The sequence below is a fragment of the Geodermatophilus obscurus DSM 43160 genome (assembly GCF_000025345.1).
GTDB lineage: Bacteria > Actinomycetota > Actinomycetes > Mycobacteriales > Geodermatophilaceae > Geodermatophilus > Geodermatophilus obscurus.
Genome location: NC_013757.1, coordinates 306548 through 325967, shown reverse-complemented (window position 1 = coordinate 325967; position 19420 = coordinate 306548). Strand labels below are relative to the sequence as shown.

17 protein-coding genes and 1 pseudogene are annotated in these 19420 nt (G+C 74.8%); 12 read left to right on the top strand and 6 right to left on the bottom strand.

Annotated elements, in window-relative coordinates; translation table 11 throughout:
- Positions 1–14: 14 nt before the first annotated feature.
- On the top strand, positions 15–662 hold the full coding sequence (locus GOBS_RS01510; protein ID WP_012946547.1) for a TetR family transcriptional regulator: 648 nt from the start codon (positions 15–17) through the stop codon (positions 660–662).
- Complete coding sequence (locus tag GOBS_RS01505; protein ID WP_012946546.1) at positions 659–2671, top strand: acyl-CoA dehydrogenase family protein; 2013 nt, start codon at positions 659–661, stop codon at positions 2669–2671. Before GOBS_RS01510 ends, GOBS_RS01505 begins: the two co-directional genes overlap by 4 nt.
- A gap of 125 nt (positions 2672–2796) precedes the next feature.
- Here the strand turns inward: GOBS_RS01505 and GOBS_RS01500 are convergent, their stop codons facing one another.
- Complete coding sequence (locus tag GOBS_RS01500; RefSeq protein ID WP_012946545.1) at positions 2797–4332, bottom strand: amidase; 1536 nt, start codon at positions 4330–4332, stop codon at positions 2797–2799.
- A 223-nt stretch (positions 4333–4555) separates the two neighbouring features.
- On the opposite strand from GOBS_RS01500, the gene GOBS_RS01495 reads away from it, so the two are divergent.
- Positions 4556–5275, top strand: a complete 720-nt coding sequence (locus GOBS_RS01495) for a trimeric intracellular cation channel family protein (RefSeq protein ID WP_012946544.1) — start codon at positions 4556–4558, stop codon at positions 5273–5275.
- A 146-nt stretch (positions 5276–5421) separates the two neighbouring features.
- Here the strand turns inward: GOBS_RS01495 and GOBS_RS25035 are convergent, their stop codons facing one another.
- Positions 5422–7398: a GAF domain-containing SpoIIE family protein phosphatase gene (locus GOBS_RS25035; RefSeq protein WP_243697616.1), complete on the bottom strand. Its 1977-nt coding sequence runs from the start codon at positions 7396–7398 to the stop codon at positions 5422–5424.
- 94 nt (positions 7399–7492) lie between these two features.
- Positions 7493–8254: pseudogene (locus GOBS_RS28405) on the bottom strand (GAF domain-containing protein); the annotation flags it as partial.
- 200 nt (positions 8255–8454) lie between these two features.
- Between GOBS_RS28405 and GOBS_RS01480 the strand changes: the two are divergent.
- Positions 8455–9525: an EAL domain-containing protein gene (locus GOBS_RS01480; protein ID WP_166487242.1), complete on the top strand. Its 1071-nt coding sequence runs from the start codon at positions 8455–8457 to the stop codon at positions 9523–9525.
- A gap of 82 nt (positions 9526–9607) precedes the next feature.
- Here the strand turns inward: GOBS_RS01480 and GOBS_RS01475 are convergent, their stop codons facing one another.
- Positions 9608–10531, bottom strand: a complete 924-nt coding sequence (locus GOBS_RS01475) for an aldo/keto reductase (RefSeq protein ID WP_041241269.1) — start codon at positions 10529–10531, stop codon at positions 9608–9610.
- A gap of 261 nt (positions 10532–10792) precedes the next feature.
- Between GOBS_RS01475 and GOBS_RS01470 the strand changes: the two genes are divergently transcribed.
- Positions 10793–11077, top strand: coding sequence for an HU family DNA-binding protein (locus GOBS_RS01470; RefSeq protein WP_012946541.1), 285 nt, complete (start codon positions 10793–10795; stop codon positions 11075–11077).
- 172 nt (positions 11078–11249) lie between these two features.
- Complete coding sequence (locus GOBS_RS01465; protein WP_012946540.1) at positions 11250–12503, top strand: serine hydrolase domain-containing protein; 1254 nt, start codon at positions 11250–11252, stop codon at positions 12501–12503.
- A 171-nt stretch (positions 12504–12674) separates the two neighbouring features.
- Here the strand turns inward: GOBS_RS01465 and GOBS_RS01460 are convergent, their stop codons facing one another.
- Positions 12675–13136, bottom strand: coding sequence for a MaoC family dehydratase (locus GOBS_RS01460; protein WP_012946539.1), 462 nt, complete (start codon positions 13134–13136; stop codon positions 12675–12677).
- 57 nt (positions 13137–13193) lie between these two features.
- Between GOBS_RS01460 and folP the strand changes: the two genes are divergently transcribed.
- The 3 genes from folP to GOBS_RS01445 all read left to right on the top strand — a co-directional run bounded on the left by folP (position 13194) and on the right by GOBS_RS01445 (position 16374).
- Positions 13194–14069 carry a dihydropteroate synthase gene (folP, locus tag GOBS_RS01455; protein WP_012946538.1) on the top strand — a complete coding sequence of 292 codons (876 nt, stop codon included), beginning with the start codon at positions 13194–13196 and terminating at the stop codon, positions 14067–14069.
- A gap of 116 nt (positions 14070–14185) precedes the next feature.
- The gene (locus GOBS_RS01450) at positions 14186–14611 is read left to right on the top strand and encodes a PaaI family thioesterase (protein WP_012946537.1); all 426 of its coding nucleotides are present in this window, start codon (positions 14186–14188) and stop codon (positions 14609–14611) included.
- 161 nt (positions 14612–14772) lie between these two features.
- On the top strand, positions 14773–16374 hold the full coding sequence (locus GOBS_RS01445) for a 4-coumarate--CoA ligase family protein (protein ID WP_012946536.1): 1602 nt from the start codon (positions 14773–14775) through the stop codon (positions 16372–16374).
- 70 nt (positions 16375–16444) lie between these two features.
- Here GOBS_RS01445 and GOBS_RS01440 read toward each other — a convergent pair whose 3' ends face one another.
- Complete coding sequence (locus tag GOBS_RS01440; protein ID WP_208104363.1) at positions 16445–17446, bottom strand: AraC family transcriptional regulator; 1002 nt, start codon at positions 17444–17446, stop codon at positions 16445–16447.
- 152 nt (positions 17447–17598) lie between these two features.
- Between GOBS_RS01440 and GOBS_RS29130 the strand changes: the two genes are divergently transcribed.
- The 3 genes from GOBS_RS29130 to GOBS_RS01430 are packed head-to-tail and all read left to right on the top strand — an operon-like array spanning position 17599 to position 19402.
- A complete protein-coding gene (locus GOBS_RS29130; protein ID WP_208104362.1) occupies positions 17599–17910 on the top strand; it encodes an NAD(P)H-binding protein in 312 nt (103 codons plus the stop codon).
- Positions 17907–18425, top strand: coding sequence for an SDR family oxidoreductase (locus tag GOBS_RS29125; protein WP_208104361.1), 519 nt, complete (start codon positions 17907–17909; stop codon positions 18423–18425). Before GOBS_RS29130 ends, GOBS_RS29125 begins: the two co-directional genes overlap by 4 nt.
- A complete protein-coding gene (locus GOBS_RS01430) occupies positions 18413–19402 on the top strand; it encodes an NAD(P)H-quinone oxidoreductase (RefSeq protein WP_012946534.1) in 990 nt (329 codons plus the stop codon). The genes GOBS_RS29125 and GOBS_RS01430 overlap by 13 nt, the downstream gene beginning before the upstream one ends.
- Positions 19403–19420: the final 18 nt, after the last annotated feature.

Here is a 19420-nt window from a genome sequence, read left to right as displayed (position 1 = left end):
GTACTGTCGGTGTCGTGAAGTCGGAGACGTCGAGGCGTGACCGCCGCGACTCGCGGTGGGACGAGCACCGCCGCGCCCGCCGGGAGCAGCTGGTCGACGCCACGATCACCGCAGTGGGCCGGCACGGCGCCGGCGTCGGCATGGAGGAGATCGCCACCGCGGCCGGCACCAGCAAGGCCGTCGTCTACCGGCACTTCGCCGACCGCAGCGAGCTGCACGTCGCCGTCTGCGCCCGGGTGGCGGCCAACCTCACCGACCGGCTGCGCGAGGCGATGGACACCACCACCGACCCGCGGCAGATGCTCACCGCCGCCGTGGAGACCTACCTGGCCTTCCTCGAGGCCGACCTCGAGCTCTACCGCTTCGTCGTCCAGGGGCCGCCGGTCGGCCACCCGGCCGACAGCGACCCGATCGCGAACCTGTCCCACCTCGTCGGCGACCAGGCCGCGGCGCTGGTGGCGGTCGTCCTCGAGCAGGCCGGTCGGGATCCTGCGGCCGCCCGGCCCTGGGGGCACGGCCTGGTCGGCCTGGTCCGCTCGGCTGCCGACTGGTGGCTGCAGGCCGACCGCCCGATGCCCCGGGTGGAGCTCGCCGCCCACCTGACCGATCTCACCTGGGCCGGCCTCTCCGGCGTCGTGACCCGCAAGGAGGACAACGCATGACCACGAGCCTGCCGCACGCGGTGGACCCGAGGACGCTCACCGAGGTGCTCGACGGCCGCTGGGGCCACGTCCGCCACGACGCGCGGGAGAACCTGCACGACCCGGACCTGCTGCCGGTCTACGGCGAGAACGTGCAGGAGGCCCGCGAGCGGGTCACCCGGATGGCGGAGAAGATCGCCGCGTCCGGCCGGGTCACCCTTGGGTTCCCCAAGGAGTACGGCGGCGAGGGCGACGCCGGCGGCTCGGTCACCGCGATCGAGATGCTGGCCTTCACCGACCTGTCGCTGATGGTCAAGGCCGGCGTCCAGTGGGGGCTGTTCGGCGGCGCCGTCCAGGCGCTCGGCACCGAGCGGCACCACGACGCGTACCTGCGCGACATCATGGGCTTCGACCTGCCCGGCTGCTTCGCCATGACCGAGACCGGGCACGGCTCCGACGTCCAGCAGCTGCGGACGACGTGCACCTACGACCCCGGGACGCGGACCTTCGACCTGCACACGCCGCACGAGGCCGCGCGCAAGGACTACATCGGCAACGCGGCGAAGGACGGCCGGATGGCGGTCGTCTTCGCCCAGCTGGTCACCAAGGGCGAGCGGCACGGCGTGCACGCCTGGCTGGTGCCGATCCGCGACGAGCAGGGCGCCCCGATGCCCGGCGTCACCATCGGCGACGACGGCCCGAAGGCGGGGCTGCTCGGCGTCGACAACGGCCGGCTGTCCTTCGACCACGTGACCGTGCCGCGGGACATGCTGCTCGACCGGTACGGCCAGGTCGCCGAGGACGGCACCTACACCAGCTCGATCGAGAACGAGACCCGGCGTTTCTTCACCATGCTGGGCACCCTGGTGCGCGGCCGGGTGAGCGTCGGCGGCTCCGCAGCGGCGGCCACCAAGCTCGCCCTGGACATCGCCGTCCGCTACGGCCAGACCCGCCGGCAGTTCTCCGCGCCCGGCGCCGACCGCGAGGTCCTGCTCAACGACTACCTCGTGCACCAGCGCAAGCTGCTGCCGGCCCTGGCGGCCACCTACGCCTACTCCTTCGCGCAGGAGGAGCTGGTCGGCACGATGCACGACGTCCAGGGCGCGGAGGACCTCGACGAGGGCGCGCAGCGCGAGCTGGAGTCCCGGGCCGCCGGGCTCAAGGCCGCCCAGACCTGGCACGCCACGCGGACCATCCAGACGGCCCGCGAGGCCTGCGGGGGTGCCGGCTACCTGCAGGAGAACCGGCTGCCGCACCTCAAGGCCGACACCGACGTCTTCACCACCTTCGAGGGCGACAACACCGTCCTGCTGCAGCTGGTCGCCAAGGGCCTGCTCACCGGCTACCGCGACGCCTTCGGCTCGCTCGACGGCTGGGGCAAGGTGGGCTTCATCGCCGACATGGTCCGCGAGACCGTGCTCGAGCGGACGGCGGCCCGCGGCCTGATCGCCCGGCTCGTCGACGCCGTCCCCGGCCGGGAGGACGAGGTGCCGCTGCTCGACCGCGGCTGGCAGCTGAAGATGCTCGAGGACCGCGAGAAGCACCTGCTCGAGGGCGCGATCCGGCGGCTGCGGCGCGGCGCGGAGACCCCCGGCGCCCGGCCCTTCGACGTCTTCAACGACGTCCAGGACCACGTGCTCCGGACGGCGCAGGCGCACACCGACCGGATCGTGCTGGAGGCCTTCGTCGCGGGCATCGAGCGGACGACGGACGCCGGCGCGAAGGCCCTGCTCGAGCGGGTCTGCGACCTGTACGCGCTCACCACCATCGAGGCCGACCGGGCCTGGTTCCTCGAGCACGGGCGGCTCACCCCGAACCGCTCCAAGGCGCTCACCGCCACGGTGAACGGCGTGCTCAAGGAGCTGCGGCCGCACCTGGTCACGCTGGTCGACGCCTTCGCCATCCCGGAGGACTGGAAGGGCGCGGCGATCCTGCGCGAGGAGCCCGCCCGCCAGGAGGCCATGGCGACCGGTGACGCCGAGCTGCGCCGCGGGACGGCGACCTCGGTGGAGGTCCCGCCCGGCCAGTGACCCGGGGAGCCCCCCCCGAGTTGATCATGGGGTTGTCGACGCCGACACGGCTGGACACGCCGCTGCGGTCGGCGACAACCTCATGATCAACTGCGGAGGAGACGGCGGGGTCGGCCGCGAGGGCGTCAGCGGGCCGGTGGCCGCGGGAAACCGCCCACCAGCTGCTCGAAGGCGTGCGCCACCTTCAGCGGGGTGGTGTCCTCGAACCGGCGGCCGACCAGCATCATCCCGACCGGCAACCCCTGCGAGAGCCCGGCCGGGACGCTCGTGGCCGGGTGGCCGCTGACGTCGAACGGCGCGCAGTTGACGATCATCTCCAGCGCACGGGCGACGCGGGTCTCCACCGGGTCGTCCGGTGCCGGGATCTCCGGGGCCACCATCGGCACGGTCGGCATCACCAGCAGGTCGACGTCGGCCAGCGCGGCGTCGTACTGCCGGCGCACCTCGGTGGCCAGATTCTGCGCCATCGCGTAGTGCCGGGTCTGCTCGCGCTCCAGCGACCAGCGGCCGGTCAGCGCCACCGCCGTCACCGTCGGCGACCACCGGTCGACCACCTCACGGCGCTGGCGGCCGTAGTGGGCGATCAGCTCGGGGTCGTAACGGCCCTCGTAGTTCCAGCCGTAGCCGTTGCCCTCGACCATCTGCACCGTGGCGCCGTCGGTGGCGATGACGTTCCAGACGTGCAGCGCGTGCCGGTGCCAGGGCAGGTCGACGTCCACCACCTCGATGCCCAGCTCCCGCAGCCGCTCGGCGGCCGCCCGGACGGTGTCGTCGACGCCGTCCTCGGAGAGCTCCTCCCAGCCGAAGCCCTGGGCGACGACCCCGACCCGCAGGCCCGCGACGTCCCCGTCCAGCGCGGCGGCGTACTGCTCGGGCACCACGTCGGCGGGCTGGCGCGGGTCGTCGCCGTCCCGGCCGGCGAGGACGTCGAGCATGGCTGCCGCGTCGGCGACCGTGCGGGTCATCGGCCCCAGGTGGTCGAGGGTCAGCTCGATGGGGAACGCGCCGGTGTAGGGCACCAGCCCGTGCGTGGGCTTGTGGCCGACGATGCCGGAGAAGGCCGCGGGCATGCGGATCGAGCCGCCCTGGTCCCCGCCGACCGCCAGGTCGACCTCCCCTGATGCCACCAGCGCGGCGCTGCCGCTGGAGCTGCCACCGGTCGTCCGCGACGGGTCCCACGGGTTGCGCACCGGCCCGGTGACGGAGGTGTGGCTGCCGCCGGAGAAGCAGAGGTCCTCGCAGACGGACTTGCCGGTGATCGTCGCGCCGGCCTCCAGCAGACGGGTGACGACGGTGGCGTCCTCCCGCGGGACGAAGCCCTCGACGGTGTGCGACCCGTTCATCATCGGGACGCCGGCGACCTCGACGTTGTCCTTGACCGCCACCGTCCGGCCGGCCAGCGGGCCCTCGGCCGCGCCGCGGATCTCGGTGGTCACGTACCAGGCACCGAGCGGGTTGTCGGCCTCCGCGGGGCGGGTGCTCGGCCGGTCGTCGGGCGCCTGCGGGGCGATCCCGGCGTAGAGCTCCTCGACCGCGTCGTAGGAGGTGAGGAAGGCCGCGACGATGGGCGTGTAGGCGGCCACCTCCTCGGCGGTGGGCTTCATGCCGTAGCTGGCCGCGAGCGCGGCCACCTCGTTCTCGTCCGGCGGGCGTACGGGCACGGCGGCCTCCAGGTGAGCGGCGGGTGGAGCCGCAAGCTAGCGACGTCCGGGCCCTCCTGTCACCCGCGGTGACGGCCTCCTCACGGTGTTGATCATGAGGTTGTCGTCGCCGCCACCGCTCGACACGCCTTCGGTGCGTGCAACGACCCCGTGATCACCGGGACGAGGGAGGGGTGCGGGAGGCTGCGGCCGGGGTCTGCGGACGGCGCGGGAGGATGCGGCCGTGGAGATCCTGGCCGCGGCCGCGGAGACGCTGCGGGTGCCGGCGCCGGTCGACCTCGCCGCGATCGTCATCGGCGCGCTGACCGGCGGCCTGCTCGCCGCCCGCGAGGGGTTCGCCGTGTCCGGCGTCCTGCTCCTGGCCGTCAGCGGCGGGCTCGGCGGCGGGCTCGTCCGCGACGTGCTTCTGGGCGACCTGCCGCCGGTCGCCCTGACCAACCCCGCCTACCTCCCCACGGTGGCCATCACCGCGGCGGTGACGTTCTACTTCTCCGGCTGGCTGTCCCGGCTGACCGGCCTGCTCGTCGTCCTCGACGCCGTCACGCTGGGCTTCTTCACCGTCATCGGCGCGCAGAAGGCGCAGCTGGCCGCCCTGCCCAGCGCCAGCGTGGTCTTCGTCGGCACGCTCACCGCGGTCGGCGGCGCGGTCATCCGGGACGTGCTGCTGGCCCAGCGCGCCGACATCGTGCAGCCCGGCCCGTACAACGCGGTCGCCGCGCTGCTCGGGGCCATCGCGCTCACCGTGCTCGCCGGCCCGGTCGGCCTGGACCCGATCCCGGTGGCGGCGCTGGTCATCGTGCTGGTCGCCGCGCTGCGGGTGCTCTCGGTGTGGCGCGGCTGGGAGGCCCCGGTCGCCGTGGACCTGCCCGGCCGGGCCCGTCGCCGGCTGCGGCGCCAGCGGGCCGGGCGCCCGGCCCGCTGGCGCCGCCGCGACCGCCGCTGAAGGAAGGACCCCGGTCCCCCGGCAGGGCCCCGTCCCGGGCCGGCCCCGTCCAGAGGCTCGCCGTGGCCCGTCCCGGGTCCCGCCCCGAGTGTGCGAGGGGTGGGGAGGACGGGGTCCTTCCACGGTCAGGGGGTCGGGGGCCTCGCTCAGGTCGCGGCGCCGGCCTCGGGGCGCACCGCCGGTGCCGGCGGGATGCCCCGCGGGAGCAGCTGCGGGCCGGCCTCCGGGGGGCGCGGGCGGGCCTGGGAGTGCAGCCGGACGGCGAGCAGCGCGACGTCGTCCTCCGCGTCGGGCGGGAAGAGCCGCTCGAGCACCCGGTCGCACAGGTCGGCCAGCGGCAGCGCGGCGTACTCGGCCAGCACGGCCACCAGCTCCGTGGTGCCGGCGTCGAGGTCGCGGTCGCGGCGCTCGACCAGCCCGTCGGTGTACAGCAGGACCGTGCTGCCCGCGGGGAGGACGGCGACGCGGTCCCGGCGCGCGGCCGACGGGTCGACCCCGAGCAGCAGGTCGGGCAGCTCGTCGAGCACCTGCACCCGGCCGTCGGGCAGCAGCAGCACCGGTGGTGGGTGGCCGGCGCTCGACCAGCGGAGCCTGGTGACGCCGGCGCGCAGGTCGGCGTGCTCCTGCTCGAGCCGGGCGACCAGCGCGGTGGCCATCGTGTCCAGCCCCAGCCCGTGGACGGCGCAGTCGAGCTGGGTGAGCACCTGCGCCGGCGGTGCGCCGCTGGAGTAGCTGATCCCGCGCAGCAGGCCGCGCAGCTGCCCCATGGAGGCGGCGGCCCCGGTGTCGTGGCCGACGACGTCGCCGATGGCCAGCACGGTCGCGCCGCCGGGCTCGAGGAACGCGTCGTACCAGTCGCCACCGATCTCCGCGCCCTCCGCCGCGGGCACGTACCGGACGACGATCTCGCAGTGGTCCGGCTGCGGTGGCGCGGTGAGCATGCTGTGCTGGAGCGCACCGGCCAGCTCCCGCTGCTGGCCGTAGAGCCGGGCGTGGTGCAGCGCGAGGCCGGCCCGGCGGCCCACCTCGACCGCGGTCTCGACCTCGGCCGGTGTGTGCGGCCCCCGCTCGGCGCCGTTGAACAGCCCCAGCGCGCCGAGGGACTGACCGCGGGCCACCAGCGGCACGATCACGCCGGAGTCCGGTGCCAGCCGGCCCAGCAGCTCACGGGTGGCGGGCTCCGGGATGGAGCGCTCGACCCGCGCGGGGTCCATCCTGGGCAGCACCAGCGGGCGGCCGGTGCGGGTCACCAACGGCGCGGCGGCCTCGTCGGTCATCACCGCGACCATCGAGTGCACGTACAGCTCCAGCTCGGCGCGCAGCGCGGGGTCGCGGTGCGCGGAGGCCACCTCGTGCAGCCGCCCCTGCTCGTCGGTGACCACCAGCCAGCACCAGTCGGCCAGGGTGGGGACGACGACGTCGGCGAGCTGGCCGACCTGCAGGCTGACGTCCAGGGTCCCCGACAGCACCCGCCCGGTGTCGGCGAGCAGCTGCAGCCGGGCGGTGGCCTCGGCCATCGCTGCGACGGCGTCGGCGCGCACGGTGTCGGCCCGCAGCCGCGAGGCGGTCAGCGCGATCTGCGCGGTCAGCCCCTCCAGCAGCTCGACGTCGCGGTCGGGGAAGGCGCGCTCGGTCGTCCAGACGACGACGAAGCTGCCCAGCAGCCGCCCCTCGACCCGCAGTGGCAGCGCGGCCAGTGCCCGGCTGCCGAGCACCTCGTTGACCCGGGCCATCCGGGGGAAGCGCGCCTCGGCCGCGGCCGCGTCGGGGAACAGCAGCGGCTCCCCGTGCCGGGCGACCCACTGGGTGGGCAGCTCGTCGTCCAGCGGCGTCTCGACCCCGCCGGCCGGCAGCTGGACGTCGGCCGTGCTGGCCACGGTGTCGACGATGCGGCGGGTCAGGTGCAGGTACAGCCGGTCGTCGCGCGGGTCGAACACCGCCAGCCCGATCGACTCCGCGCCCAGCACCGCAGCGGCGCGCAGCGCGATCTCGGCCAGCTGGGTGACCCGCGTGGCGCCGGCCAGCTCGGCGGCAACCTCGGCGATCGCGGCGGCGCGGCGGACGGCGTCGAGCTCCCGGTCGGCCTGCTCGTGGGCCTCCGTGACGTCGACGACCGTGCCCACGATCCGCGCCGGCCCGCCGTCCGGGCCGGCAGGGGACCCGGCCGCGGCTGACCGTCCAGCGCACCGCGCCGTCGGTGCGGACCACGCGCAGCTCGATCGTGTACCGGGCCAGCGCGTCGACGGCGGCCTGCATTTCCGCCTGCGCGCGCTCCCGGTCGTCGGGGTGCACGTGCTCGGCGAACAGCCGGTCCATCCCCAGCCGGACGGTGGAGTCGTAGCCGAAGATCGCCGCGCAGCGCTCGTCCCAGTCGATGGTGTGCCCCCGCAGGTCGACCTCCCAGGCGCCCACGGCGCTGGCCTCCAGGGCCAGCTCCAGGCGCATCAGGGAGGCGTCCGCGGTCGACCGGGCTGCGGACAGCTCGAGCTCGGCGACCACCGAGGCGGCCAGCTGCTCGAGGGAGGCGACCTGGTCCGACGACCAGTCGCGCCGGACGCCGTCGAACACCGCGAGCGCCCCGACGACCTGCCCGGACCGTGCCCGCAGCGGGACGCCGAGGTAGGCGACGAGCGACCCGTCGGCCGCCGCGGGGAGCGCGGCCAGCCGTTCGTCCTGCGCCGCGTCCGGGACGACGACGGGGACGGGGACGCCCAGCCCGACGGTCACCGCGCACGGGGAGCCCTCGAGCGGCAGCGGACCGCTGACGACCGACGCCGGCAGTCCGCAGGACCCCACGGGCACCTCGGCGTCGGTGACCAGGCAGACCAGCGCCGCCGGGGCCTGCGTCAGCCGCGCGGCGAGCTGCGCGAGCCGGTCGTGGACGCCGGGGGACGCCTCGGCGAGCAGCCGGCGCGCCGCGGCGACCCGCCCGGGGTCGGTGAGCACGTCGGACCGGAGGGACGGGGGTGCCGACGTCATGCCCGCGCTCCCTCGTCCGCTGTGGGCGGCGGATGCGCCGGCCACGTCGACCGCACATCCTGACACGGCGACCCGTCGGGGAACGGGATCGTTCCTCGGTCGTGTCGCCGCCATCCGCCCACCCGGTGGGGTGAGTGCGGCCGGTCCCGGGTCGAGCGCGGCGGCGCGGGAGCCGATGGGCGGTGCATGACGGCCCCCCGGTGAGCAGCCTGCCCGACTGCCGTCCGCTGCTCGCCGACCCCGACGACCTGACGCTGGTGTTCCAGCCGATCGTCGACCTCGCCGCGGTGCGCGTCGTGGGCTACGAGGCGCTCTCCCGCTTCCCCGGCACCGCCGGCCCCGGCGTCTGGTCCGCCGCCGCTTCCGACTGCGGCCTGGCCGCCGAGCTGGAGGCACTGGCGATCGCCAAGGCCCTGGCCGTCGTCCCGCTGCTGCCCGCCGACACGTTCCTCACCGTCAACGTCAGTCCGCACCTGCTCGGCAGCGCCCCGGTCCAGGAGGCCCTCGCCGCCCGGCCGAACCTGCACCGCGTCGTCGTCCAGCTCACCGGGCACACGCCCGCCGACGACCTCGACGCGCTGCGCCGGCAGACCGACGCGCTGCGCACCCGCGGGGCCCTCGTCGCGCTGGACGACGCCGGTTCGGGCCTGCAGCAGATGGCCGCCGTCCGCCCTCGGCTGGTGACGCTGGACCGGGCCCTGGTGACCGGCGTGGACACCGACCCGGTCCGCACCGCGCTCGCCGAGGTGGTGGGCGAGTTCGCCGGGCGCATCGACGCCCGGCTGCTGGCCGAGGGTGTCGAGACCGTCGCGGAGCTGGCCGCGCTGACCCGGCTCGGCGTGCCGCTGGCGCAGGGCTGGCTGCTCGGCCGGCCAGCGTCCGGCTTCGCGCCGCTGGCGCCCGAGGTCGCCGCCCTGGTCCGCACGCACGCCGCCCGGGCGCAGGTGACCCGCGGGGTGGCCGCCCTCGTGCGGCCGGTGCGCCAGTCCGACGCCGGCGAGCCGCCGTCCGCCGTCCCGCCGGCGGTGCTGGTGGGCGGACGGGGCGAGCCCGTGGCGCTGTGGCTGGCCTGCCCGCGGACCGGGGCGCCGTACCTGGCGCCGGTGTCGCTCCAGGCCTCCCCCACGGACGACGTCGCCGCCACGCTGCAGCGGGCGGTGACGCGGCCCGCCGCGCAGCGCTTCGACCCGGTGCTGTGCACCGACGCCTCCGGCGCGGTGGTGGGCCTGCTGCGCGTCGAGGACCTCGCCACGGCCGTCGCCCGCTCCTGAGAGAGGACCTCCCCTGCCTTCGTCGGCCCCGTCCCGGGCCCCGCCCTGAGCCTGCGAACGGTGGGGAGGACGGCGTCCTCTCTCAGGCGGAGGCGGTGTCCAGCGCCTGCGTCTGCTCCTCGGTGAGCACCAGGTCCTGCATGGGCAGCAGGTCGGCCAGCTGCTCCACCGACCGGCCGCTGGCGATCGGCGAGACGACGGTCGGACGGTCGGCCAGCCAGCGCAGCGCCACCGCGGCGACCGTCACCCCGTGCGCCTCCGCCACCTGCCGCAGCGCGGCCAGCACCCGGTCGCCGCGCTCCCCCACGTAGGCCGAGGCGCCCTCCGCCCGCGGCGAGTCGACCTGCTCACCGGCCCGGTACTTGCCGGTCAGGAAGCCCTTGGCCAGCGCGTAGTAGGGCAGCACGCCCAGCTCGTGGGCGGCCACGACGTCGCGCAGCCCGTCCTCGTAGACCGCCCGCTCCATGAGGTTGTAGTGCGGCTGCAGCGCCACGTACCGGGTCAGCCCACGCCGCCCGGAGGTCTCCAGCGCCTCGGTGAGCCGGTCCGGCGAGTAGTTCGACGCCGCGACGTACCGGACCTTGCCCGCCTGCACGAGCTCGTCGAAGGCACGCAGCGTCTCCTCGAGCGGCGTGCTCCCGTCGTCGTAGTGCGCGTAGTAGAGGTCGATCCGGTCGGTCTGCAGCCGGCGCAGCGACCCCTCGACCGCCGTCCGGATCTCCGCCGCCGACAGCGGGTGCTCCTTCTCCAGGCGCGACGCCTTGGTCGCCACCACCATCCGGTCGTGCAGGCCCCGCTCGGTCATCCAGTTGCCGAGGATCTCCTCCGACGCGCCTCGGCCGTAGGACTCCGCGGTGTCGACGAACGGGGCCAGGGTGCTGACCGTCGCGTCGGTGAACCGGTCCAGCACGGCGAAGGACGTCGGCTCGTCCGCCGTCCAGCCGAACACGTTGCCGCCCAGGCAGAGGTCGCTGACGGTGAGGTCGGTCCCGGGGATCACTGGCACCCCCTCACGCTAGAGGAAGGACCTCCCTGCCCCCCCGTCGCTCGGCCCCCTCCCGGGCACCACCGCGAGCGTGCGAGCGGTCGGGAGGAGGGGGTTCTTCCGCCTGCAGGGAGGCCAGCAGGACCCGGAACGGGGCTGGCGACAGGGTCCTTCGACCCCCCTCGGTGGCGGGCTGTCGGTACGGCATGGCACCGTGCCTGCGGTCCGACCCGCCGTCCGGCGCGGTCAGCCACGCTCTGTCATCGACACGGAAGGAACCCCGTGAACAAGGCCGAACTCGTCTCCGCCATCGCCAAGCGGGCCGACGTGCCCACCTCGACCGTCGACTCGGTGCTCACCGGGCTCCAGGACGAGCTCGTCGACGCCATCACCCGCGGCGAGAAGGTCGCCGTCTCCGGCCTGCTGACCGTCGAGCGCACCCAGCGCTCCGCGCGCACCGGCCGCAACCCGCAGACCGGCGAGTCGATCGACATCCCCGCCGCCAACACGGTCAAGGTCACCGCGGGCTCGAACCTGAAGAAGGCCGCCAGCAACGTCCCCGTCTGAGCAAGGACCCCCTTGCCCCCCACCGCTCGCACGCTCGCGGCGGGACCCTGCAAGGGGGCCGTCCTCCGGGTCGGGTCGGCGGCTGCCCCTGTGGCCGGGCCCACGACCGCGTGGGTCAGGATGCCTGGGCAGTCGCCGTCCGACGGCGGGCGGCGCGAGGGACGGAGGACCCGTGACGGCACTCGAGGTGGACACCGACCCGGCCGAGGTCGGCTTCGACGCCGCCCGGCTCGCCCGGCTGGACCGACGGCTGGCGCGCTGGGTGGACGACGGCCAGCTGCCCGGCTACCTGGTGACCGTGGCCCGGCACGGTCACCTGGTGCACGTCAGCTCGGCCGGGTACCGCGACGTCGAGGCCGGCCTGCCCGTCGAGCGGGACACCCGCTGGCGCATCTACTCGATGACCAAGCCGATCACCTCGGTCGCGGCGATGATGCTGTACGAGGAGGGTGCCTTCGAGCTCTCCGACCCGATCGCGAAGTGGCTGCCCGAGTTCGCCGAGACCCGCGTCTACGTGGCCGGCTCGGCACTGAAGCCGGTCACCCAGCCCCAGGTCGAGCCCATCCGGGTGCGGCACCTGCTCACCCACACCTCCGGGCTGACCTACGGCTTCCACCACGCCCACCCGGTCGACGCGATGTACCGGGCCGCCGGGCACGAGTGGGGCACCCCCGCCGGCGCGGACTCCGCGGAGGTCTGCCGGCAGTGGGCCGTGATCCCGCTGGTCTTCCAGCCCGGGTCGGAGTGGAACTACGGCGTCTCCACCGACGTCCTGGGCCGGCTGGTCGAGGTGGTCTCCGGCCTCCCGCTCGACGAGTTCTTCGAGCAGCGCATCTTCCGCCCGCTGGGCATGACCGACACGTCCTTCGGGCTGCGCGAGGGGGACGACGTCGACTCGCTCGCCCGGCTCTACGCCGCCGTCCCGGGGCAGCCCGGCGGTGCGCCGACCCGCTTCGCCCCCTACGACGCGATGGGCGCCGCTGCGCACGCCAAGCCGGCCTTCCTCTCCGGCGGCGGCGGGCTGGTCTCCACGGCCGGGGACTACCTGCGGTTCGTCGAGCTGCTCCGGCGCGGCGGCTCCTACGACGGCGGCCGGCTGCTCAGCACCCGCACGATCGGCTACATGACCCGCAACCACCTGCCCGGCGACCAGGACCTGGAGACCTTCGGCCGGCCGCTGTTCGCCGAGACGCCGCTGCGCGGGGTGGGCTTCGGGCTCGGGTTCTCGATGGTCATCGACCCGGTGCGCTACGGCGTGCTGTCCAGCCTCGGCGACTACAGCTGGGGCGGGGCGGCGTCCACGGCGTTCTACGTCGACCCGGTGGAGGACGTGACCGTCGGCTTCTACACCCAGCTGCTCCCCTCGAGCACGCTGCCGATCCGCAACCACCTGCGCCAGCTGGTCAACCAGGCGCTGGCCGACTGAAGGACCTTCTGCCCTCACCACCCGCAGGCTCGCGGTGGGTCCCGGCAGGGGCCGTCAGCGGCGGGTGACCAGCTGAGACCACGGTGCCCGGTCCTGGCTCACCACCGGTGGTGAGCCAGGACCGTGGTCGACCAGCTCAGCTGATCACCGAGGCGCCGTCGAGGGCCTCCCTCAGAGGTAGCGGCGGAAGAGGATCGAGGCGACCATCGCCGGCTTGCTCTGGTTCTCGATCTCCATCGTGATGCCCAGGTTCATCTGCACGCCGCCCTCGAACTGCTTGGCCTCGTCGAGGGTCGCGGAGGCGCGGACGCGGGCGCCGACCGGCACCGGCGACATGAAGCGGATCTTGTCGGCGCCGTAGTTGACGCCCATCCGGAAGCCCGTCGCCTCGATGATCTGCCCGGACAGCGCCGACACCAATGACAACGTCAGGTAGCCGTGGGCGATGGGGCCACCGAAGGGGCTCTCCCTCTTCGCCCGCTCCACGTCGACGTGGATCCACTGGTGGTCGTGGGTGGCCTCGGCGAACTTGTCCACCTGCTCCTGGGTGATCTCCACCCAGTCGCTGTGCCCGAGGTGCTGGCCGACCTTCGCCAGCACGCCCTCGACGCCCTCGACAGTGGTCTGCGCCATGAGCTCCTCCTCCTGATCCGCGGGTCTGGTTTGCTGACTCCACCACACGGCACGACGGTGAGGGGAGCGGGGTTGCTGCGGCTCGGTGCCCTGTCCGTGCCGGACGGCGCCCTGGTCGTGATGGCCATCGTCAACCGCACCCCGGACTCCTTCTACGACCGCGGCGCCACCTACGAGCTCGCCGCCGCCGTCGAGCGGGTCGACCGGGTGGTCGCCGAGGGCGCGGACATGGTGGACGTCGGCGGCGTCAAGGCCGCGCCCGGCGAGGAGGTCGACGCCGCCGAGGAGATCCGCCGCACGGTCGACCTGGTCGCCGCGATCCGCGCCGCGCACCCCACCCTGCCGATCTCGATCGACACCTGGCGGGCGGAGGTGGCGCGGGAGGCGCTGGCCGCCGGCGCCGACGTCGTCAACGACGCGTGGGGCGGCGTCGAGCCGGAGCTCGCGGCGGTGGCGGCCGAGTGCGGCGCCGGGATCGTCTGCACGCACGCCGGCGGGCTGCCGCCGCGCACCCGCCCGCACCGGGTCGCCTACGACGACGTCGTGGCCGACGTGGTGGCCCGGACGACGGCGCTCGCGGAGGCCGCGGTCGCCGCGGGCGTGGACCGCGACCGGGTGCTGGTCGACCCGGGGCACGACTTCGGCAAGAACACCCGGCACTCGCTGGAGGCCACCCGGCGGCTGGACGAGCTGGTCGCGACCGGCTGGCCGGTGCTGGTGGCGCTGTCGAACAAGGACTTCGTCGGCGAGACCCTCGACGTCCCGCTGGACCAGCGGCTGACCGGCACCCTGGCGGCGACGGCGGTCAGCGCCTGGCTCGGGGCGACGGTGTTCCGCGCGCACGACGTCGCGGCGACCCGGCAGACGCTGGACATGGTGGCCTCCATCCGCGGCGACCGGCCGCCCGCGCGCACCACCCGCGGCCTGGCGTGAAGATGATCAGCTGACCTGGTCATCGCGGTTCCTCCCTCACCACCGGTCCTGAGGGAGGAGCAGGGACGACCAGCTGACCTGATCATCGGGTCGGCCGCCCGGCTACCTTCCCCGTCATGGCCGCCACCGGGTTCCACACCGCCGACGAGCTCAACGCGCTGCTGCCGGGCACCCTGCCGGGCCTGCTCGGGCTGACGATCACCGCCCACGAGCCCGGCCGGCTGGAGGCCGCGCTCGACGTCCGCCCCGAACTGCTGGCCCCCAACGGCTACCTGCACGCCGCGACCGTCGTCGGGCTGGCCGACACCGCCTGCGGGCTGGCCACCCGGGCGCTGCTGCCGGAGGGGTCGAGCGGCTTCACCACCATCGAGCTGAAGAGCAACTTCCTCGGCACGCTGCGGGAGGGCCGGGTCATGACCGTGGCCACCAACGCGCACGCCGGCCGGACGACGCAGGTGTGGGACGCCGTGGTGACCGCGGCGGGGTCCGGCAAGACCGTCGCCCTGTTCCGCTGCACCCAGTCCGTGCTGTGGCCGCGGTGAGGGAGGACCCCACTGCCCCACCCCTCGCCCGCTCGCGGCGGGCCCTCCGCAGGCGGGCCGCGCTGACCACACGTCCGGAGTACCAGCCGGTAACCCCCTTTGGCCCGGGTCACCAGGGATGTGAGACTGGCGCCACACCGACGTGCGAAGGAGTTCAACCCGTGGCGCTGGCCAGCCGTTACCCCGACGTCGAGATCCCCGACGTCTCCGTCCCCGAGTTCGTCCTCGCCGCCGGTCGGGACAAGCCCGACGCGCCCGCGCTCATCGACGGCCTCAGGGGCGACGTCATCACCCACGGCCAGCTGGCCGCCTACGTCGACCGGGTGGCCGCCGCACTGCACGCCCGGGGCCTGCGCAAGGGCGACGTCGTCGCGATGTTCTGCCCCAACACCCCCTGGTACCCGGTGGTCTTCCACGGCATCGCCGCCGCCGGCTGCGTCATGTCACCGATCAACTCGCTGTACACGCCCGACGAGATCGCCTTCCAGCTGCGCGACTCGGGCGCGAAGATCCTGATCACCGTCTCGCCGTTCCTCGACCGGGCGCTGGCCGCCGTCGAGAAGGCGCCGGTCGGCGAGATCGTCGTCATGGACGGCGCCGAGGGCCACGCCTCCCTGGTCGACCTGCTGAGCACCGATGCACCGTCGGCGCAGGTCGACTTCGACCCGGCCGACGACCTGGTCACGCTCCCCTACTCCAGCGGCACCACGGGCCTGCCCAAGGGAGTCATGCTCACCCACCGAAACCTGGTGGCCAACGTGGCGCAGTGCCGGCCGCTGATCCAGCTCGGCGCGGACGAGCGAATCATCGCCGTCCTGCCGTTCTTCCACATCTACGGCCTCACCGTGCTGATGAACCAGGGCCTCGCGTGGGGCGGCGCGGTCGTGACGCTGCCCCGCTTCGACCTCGAGGACTTCCTGCGCACCATCCAGGACCACAAGATCACCCGGGCGTTCGTGGCGCCGCCCATCGTGCTGGCGCTGGCGAAGCACCCGCTGGTCGACCAGTACGACCTGTCGTCGCTGACCTCGGTCCTCTCGGGTGCCGCCCCGCTGGACGAGCAGCTCGCCCTCGCCGCCGAGAAGCGGCTGCGCAAGGGCGCCGACAGCGGCGTCACGGTGGCCCAGGGCTACGGCATGACCGAGCTGTCACCGGTCTCGCACACCACCCCCGACCTCGGCGCGGAGCCGCCGGGTGCAGCCCCGGGCTCGGTGCCCAAGGGCTCCGTCGGCTTCGCCGTCCCGAACTCCGAGTGCCGGCTGGTCGACCCGGCCACCGGTGAGGACGCCGCCCCGGGCACCCGCGGCGAGCTGTGGGTCCGCGGCCCGAACGTCATGAAGGGCTACCTGAACAACCCCACGGCGACGGCCGACACGATCGACGCCGACGGCTGGCTGCACACCGGTGACGTCGCCGTCGTCGACGAGAACGGCTGCTACACCGTCGTCGACCGCGTCAAGGAACTGATCAAGTACAAGGGCTACCAGGTGGCCCCGGCCGAGCTCGAGGCCGTGCTGATCGGCCACCCGGAGATCGCCGACGCGGCCGTCATCGGCGTGCCGGACGAGGAGAGCGGCGAGGAGCTGCCGAAGGCCTTCGTCGTCCGGGCCCCCGGCTCCACGCTCACCCAGGACGCGGTCATCGAGTACATGGCGGGCAAGGTGGCGCCGCACAAGAAGATCCGCATCGTCGAGTTCATCGAGGCGGTGCCGAAGTCCGCGGCCGGCAAGATCCTGCGCAAGGACCTCCGCGCGGCGGGTTGAGGAGGACCACCGTTCCCCCCACGCCTTGCGAGCTCGGCGCGGGACCCTGAACGGTGGCTGTTCCAGCACGTCACCGGGCGCCGGCCGCACGCGTTGCGGCCGGCGCCTCGGCACGTCCGGGGTCGCGCCGGGTGGCGGCGACCGGCGGGACCCCGACCACCCGCTTGTAGGCCCGGGAGAAGGCGGCCTCGGACTCGTAGCCGAGCTGCCGGGCCAGCTCGCCGACCCGCGCGCCCTCGGCCAGGGCGACGGTGGCCAGGTGCATCCGCCACCGCGCCACGTAGTGCATGGCCGGTTCCCCGGCCAGCTCGGTGAAGCGGGCGGCGAACGAGGAGCGTGACATCCGGGCTTCCCGGGCCAGGCGGGTCAGCGTCCACGCCGTCCCCGGCTCCCGGTGCAGCTGGGCCACCGCCCGCCCCACCTGCGGGTCCCGCAGAGCCCGCAGCCAGCCCGGCCCGGTGGCCGCGGTGTCGAGCCAGGCGCGCACGGCCTGGATGACGACGACGTCGGCGAGCCTGGTGACCACCGCCTCGGAGCCCGGCCGGTCGTGCCGGGACTCGTCGGCGATCACCCCGAGCAGCACCGGCAGCCAGCCGCCGCGCGCCCCGTCGCGACCGTCGACGTGCAGGACCGGCGGCAGCAGGTCCAGCAGGTGAGCGGCACCGGGTCGTTCGGGCTGGACGACGCCGCACACCATCCCGGCCGGCACCCCGCCGCCGTCCAGCCGCAGCACCGAGTAGTGCTCCGCGAGGTACTGCTGGGGCAGCAGGTCCGCCCGGCCGGCGATCGGCGCGTCCGGACCGCTGCGCAGCAGGTGGCCGCGGCCGTGCGGCACCAGCGCGAGGTCCCCGGGCTGCAGCACGGACCGCACGCCGTCGGCCTCCAGCACGCACCTGCCCGCGGTGACGACGTGGAAGCTCATGCAGCCCTCGAGGGCGGGCATCTCCACGCCCCAGGGGGCGGTGGCCTCCGCCCGGCAGTAGAAGACGCCCCGGATCCGCAGGTCGGCGAGCACGCCGCCGACCGGGTCCACCGGCGTCCACGGTAGGCCGGGCACCGCGTCGGTGGTCACGTCCCCAGCCTGTCGCCGGCCGTACCCGCCGTCCAGGCCGTCCGGACGAACGGGCACGGCCCCCGGACGTGCGGTCATGGGCCCGGCGGTCCCGGCTCGCCGGCATCGGGAGTGCCGGCCACGAGGCCGGCGCCACCGAGAGGAGCAGGGACGTGAAGGTGCTGGTCGTGGGAGCAACCGGGGGATCGGGCCGGGCGGCGGCCGAGGCGCTCGCCGGCCGGGGACACGAGGTGACCGCCTTCGCCCGCCGGGCGAGCACGGTGTTCGGGGGCCGCGCCGGGGTCCGGGCGGTGGACGGCGACACCACCGTGCCGGCCGACGTCGGCCACGCCGTCCAGGGGCAGGACGCCGTCGTGGTGACGGTGGGCATCAGCGAGCACCCGCTGCGCGTGCGGCTGCTCGGCAGCTCCGGCACCCCGCTGGAAGTGCGCTCCCGCGGCACGGCCGCCGTCTCGCCGCCATGACCGAGCGGGGCGTCCGGCGCCTGGTCGTCCAGTCGTCCTACGGCGTCGGGGAGTCCCGCGACCGCCTGCCGCTGTCCAGCCGCCTGGTCTTCGCCCTCCTGCTGCGCCCTCAGATCGCCGACCACGATCGGCAGGAGCAGATCGTCCGCGACAGCGGCCTGAGCTGGTCCATCGTCCAGCCGGTGCACCTGACCGACGGCGACGAGCCGGCCGTCCTCTCCGACACCGGGGACGTCGCCGGCATGCGGGTCTCCCGGCGGGCCGTGGGTGCGGTCCTCGCCGACCTGGCCGAGGCGGCCGGGGACCCCGGGCGGTGCGTCGCGGTGTCGGGGGCCGCTGCGGGTGCCGGCGGCGGCCCTGCCAGGACCTCCCGGAGCCTGCGAGGGATGCCAGCGGTCGCCCGCCCCGAGCCTGCGAGGCGTGCCGAGGAGGGTGGCCCTCTGCAGGGCCCGCCGCGGGCCCGCGAGCGGTGGGGGGCAGGGGGTCCTTCTAGGGTCGGGGGATGCGTGCGGTGACCGTCAGTGGACCCGGTGGCCCCGAGGTGCTCGGGTGGGGTGAGGTCCCCGATCCGGTGCTGCGTCCCGGCGAGGTGCTCGTCGACGTGGTCGCCACTGCGGTGAACCGGGCCGACCTGCTGCAGCGGGCCGGCGCCTACCCGCCGCCGCCCGGCGCCAGCGACGTCCTCGGCCTGGAGTGCAGCGGGGTGGTCAGCGAGGTCGGCGAGGGCGTGGCCGGCTGGTCGGTCGGCGACGAGGTGTGCGCGCTGCTGTCCGGCGGTGGCTACGCCGAGCGGGTCGCCGTCCCGGCCGGGCAGCTGCTGCCGCGCCCCGCGGGGGTGGAGCTGGCCACCGCGGCGGCCCTGCCCGAGGTCGTCTGCACCGTGTGGTCCAACGTCTTCATGCTCGCCGGCCTGCGCCGCGGCGACACCTTCCTGGTGCACGGCGGGTCCAGCGGCATCGGCACGATGGCCATCCAGCTGGCCGCCCGCGCCGGCGCGCGGGTGCTCACCACGGCGGGCACCCAGGCCAAGCTCGACGTGTGCCGCGAGCTCGGCGCCGAGGTCGGCATCAACTACCGCGCCGAGGACTTCGTCGAGCGGGTGCGGGAGGAGACCGACGGCGCGGGCGCCGACGTCGTCCTCGACAACATGGGTGCCAAGTACCTGGCCCGCAACGTCGACGTCCTGGCGACCGGGGGGCGGCTGGTCTGCATCGGCATGCAGGGCGGCACCAGGGCCGAGCTGGACCTGGGCAAGCTGATGCGCAAGCGGGCCTCGGTGCACGCCACGACGCTGCGGGCCCGGCCGGCGACCGGGCCCGGCGGCAAGGCCGAGATCGTCGCGGCGGTGCGGCACGACGTGTGGCCCGACGTCGAGCGCGGCGTCGTCCGGCCCATCGTCGACCGACGGCTGCCGATGTCCCGCGCCGCCGAGGCGCACCGGGTGGTCGACGCCAGCGAGCACGTCGGGAAGGTGCTGCTGCTCGCCCAGTGAGCTGACTGCGCGGCCCCG

Bases quoted from the DNA above. Each gene is read 5' to 3' on its own strand.
- GOBS_RS01505 (WP_012946546.1), top strand. From the start codon at position 659: ATGACCACGAGCCTGCCGCACGCGGTGGACCCGAGGACGCTCACCGAG.
- GOBS_RS01460 (WP_012946539.1), bottom strand. From the start codon at position 13,136: ATGGCGCAGACCACTGTCGAGGGCGTCGAGGGCGTGCTGGCGAAGGTC.
- GOBS_RS01450 (WP_012946537.1), top strand. From the start codon at position 14,186: ATGGCCGCCACCGGGTTCCACACCGCCGACGAGCTCAACGCGCTGCTG.
- GOBS_RS29125 (WP_208104361.1), top strand. From the start codon at position 17,907: ATGACCGAGCGGGGCGTCCGGCGCCTGGTCGTCCAGTCGTCCTACGGC.
- GOBS_RS01430 (WP_012946534.1), top strand. From the start codon at position 18,413: ATGCGTGCGGTGACCGTCAGTGGACCCGGTGGCCCCGAGGTGCTCGGG.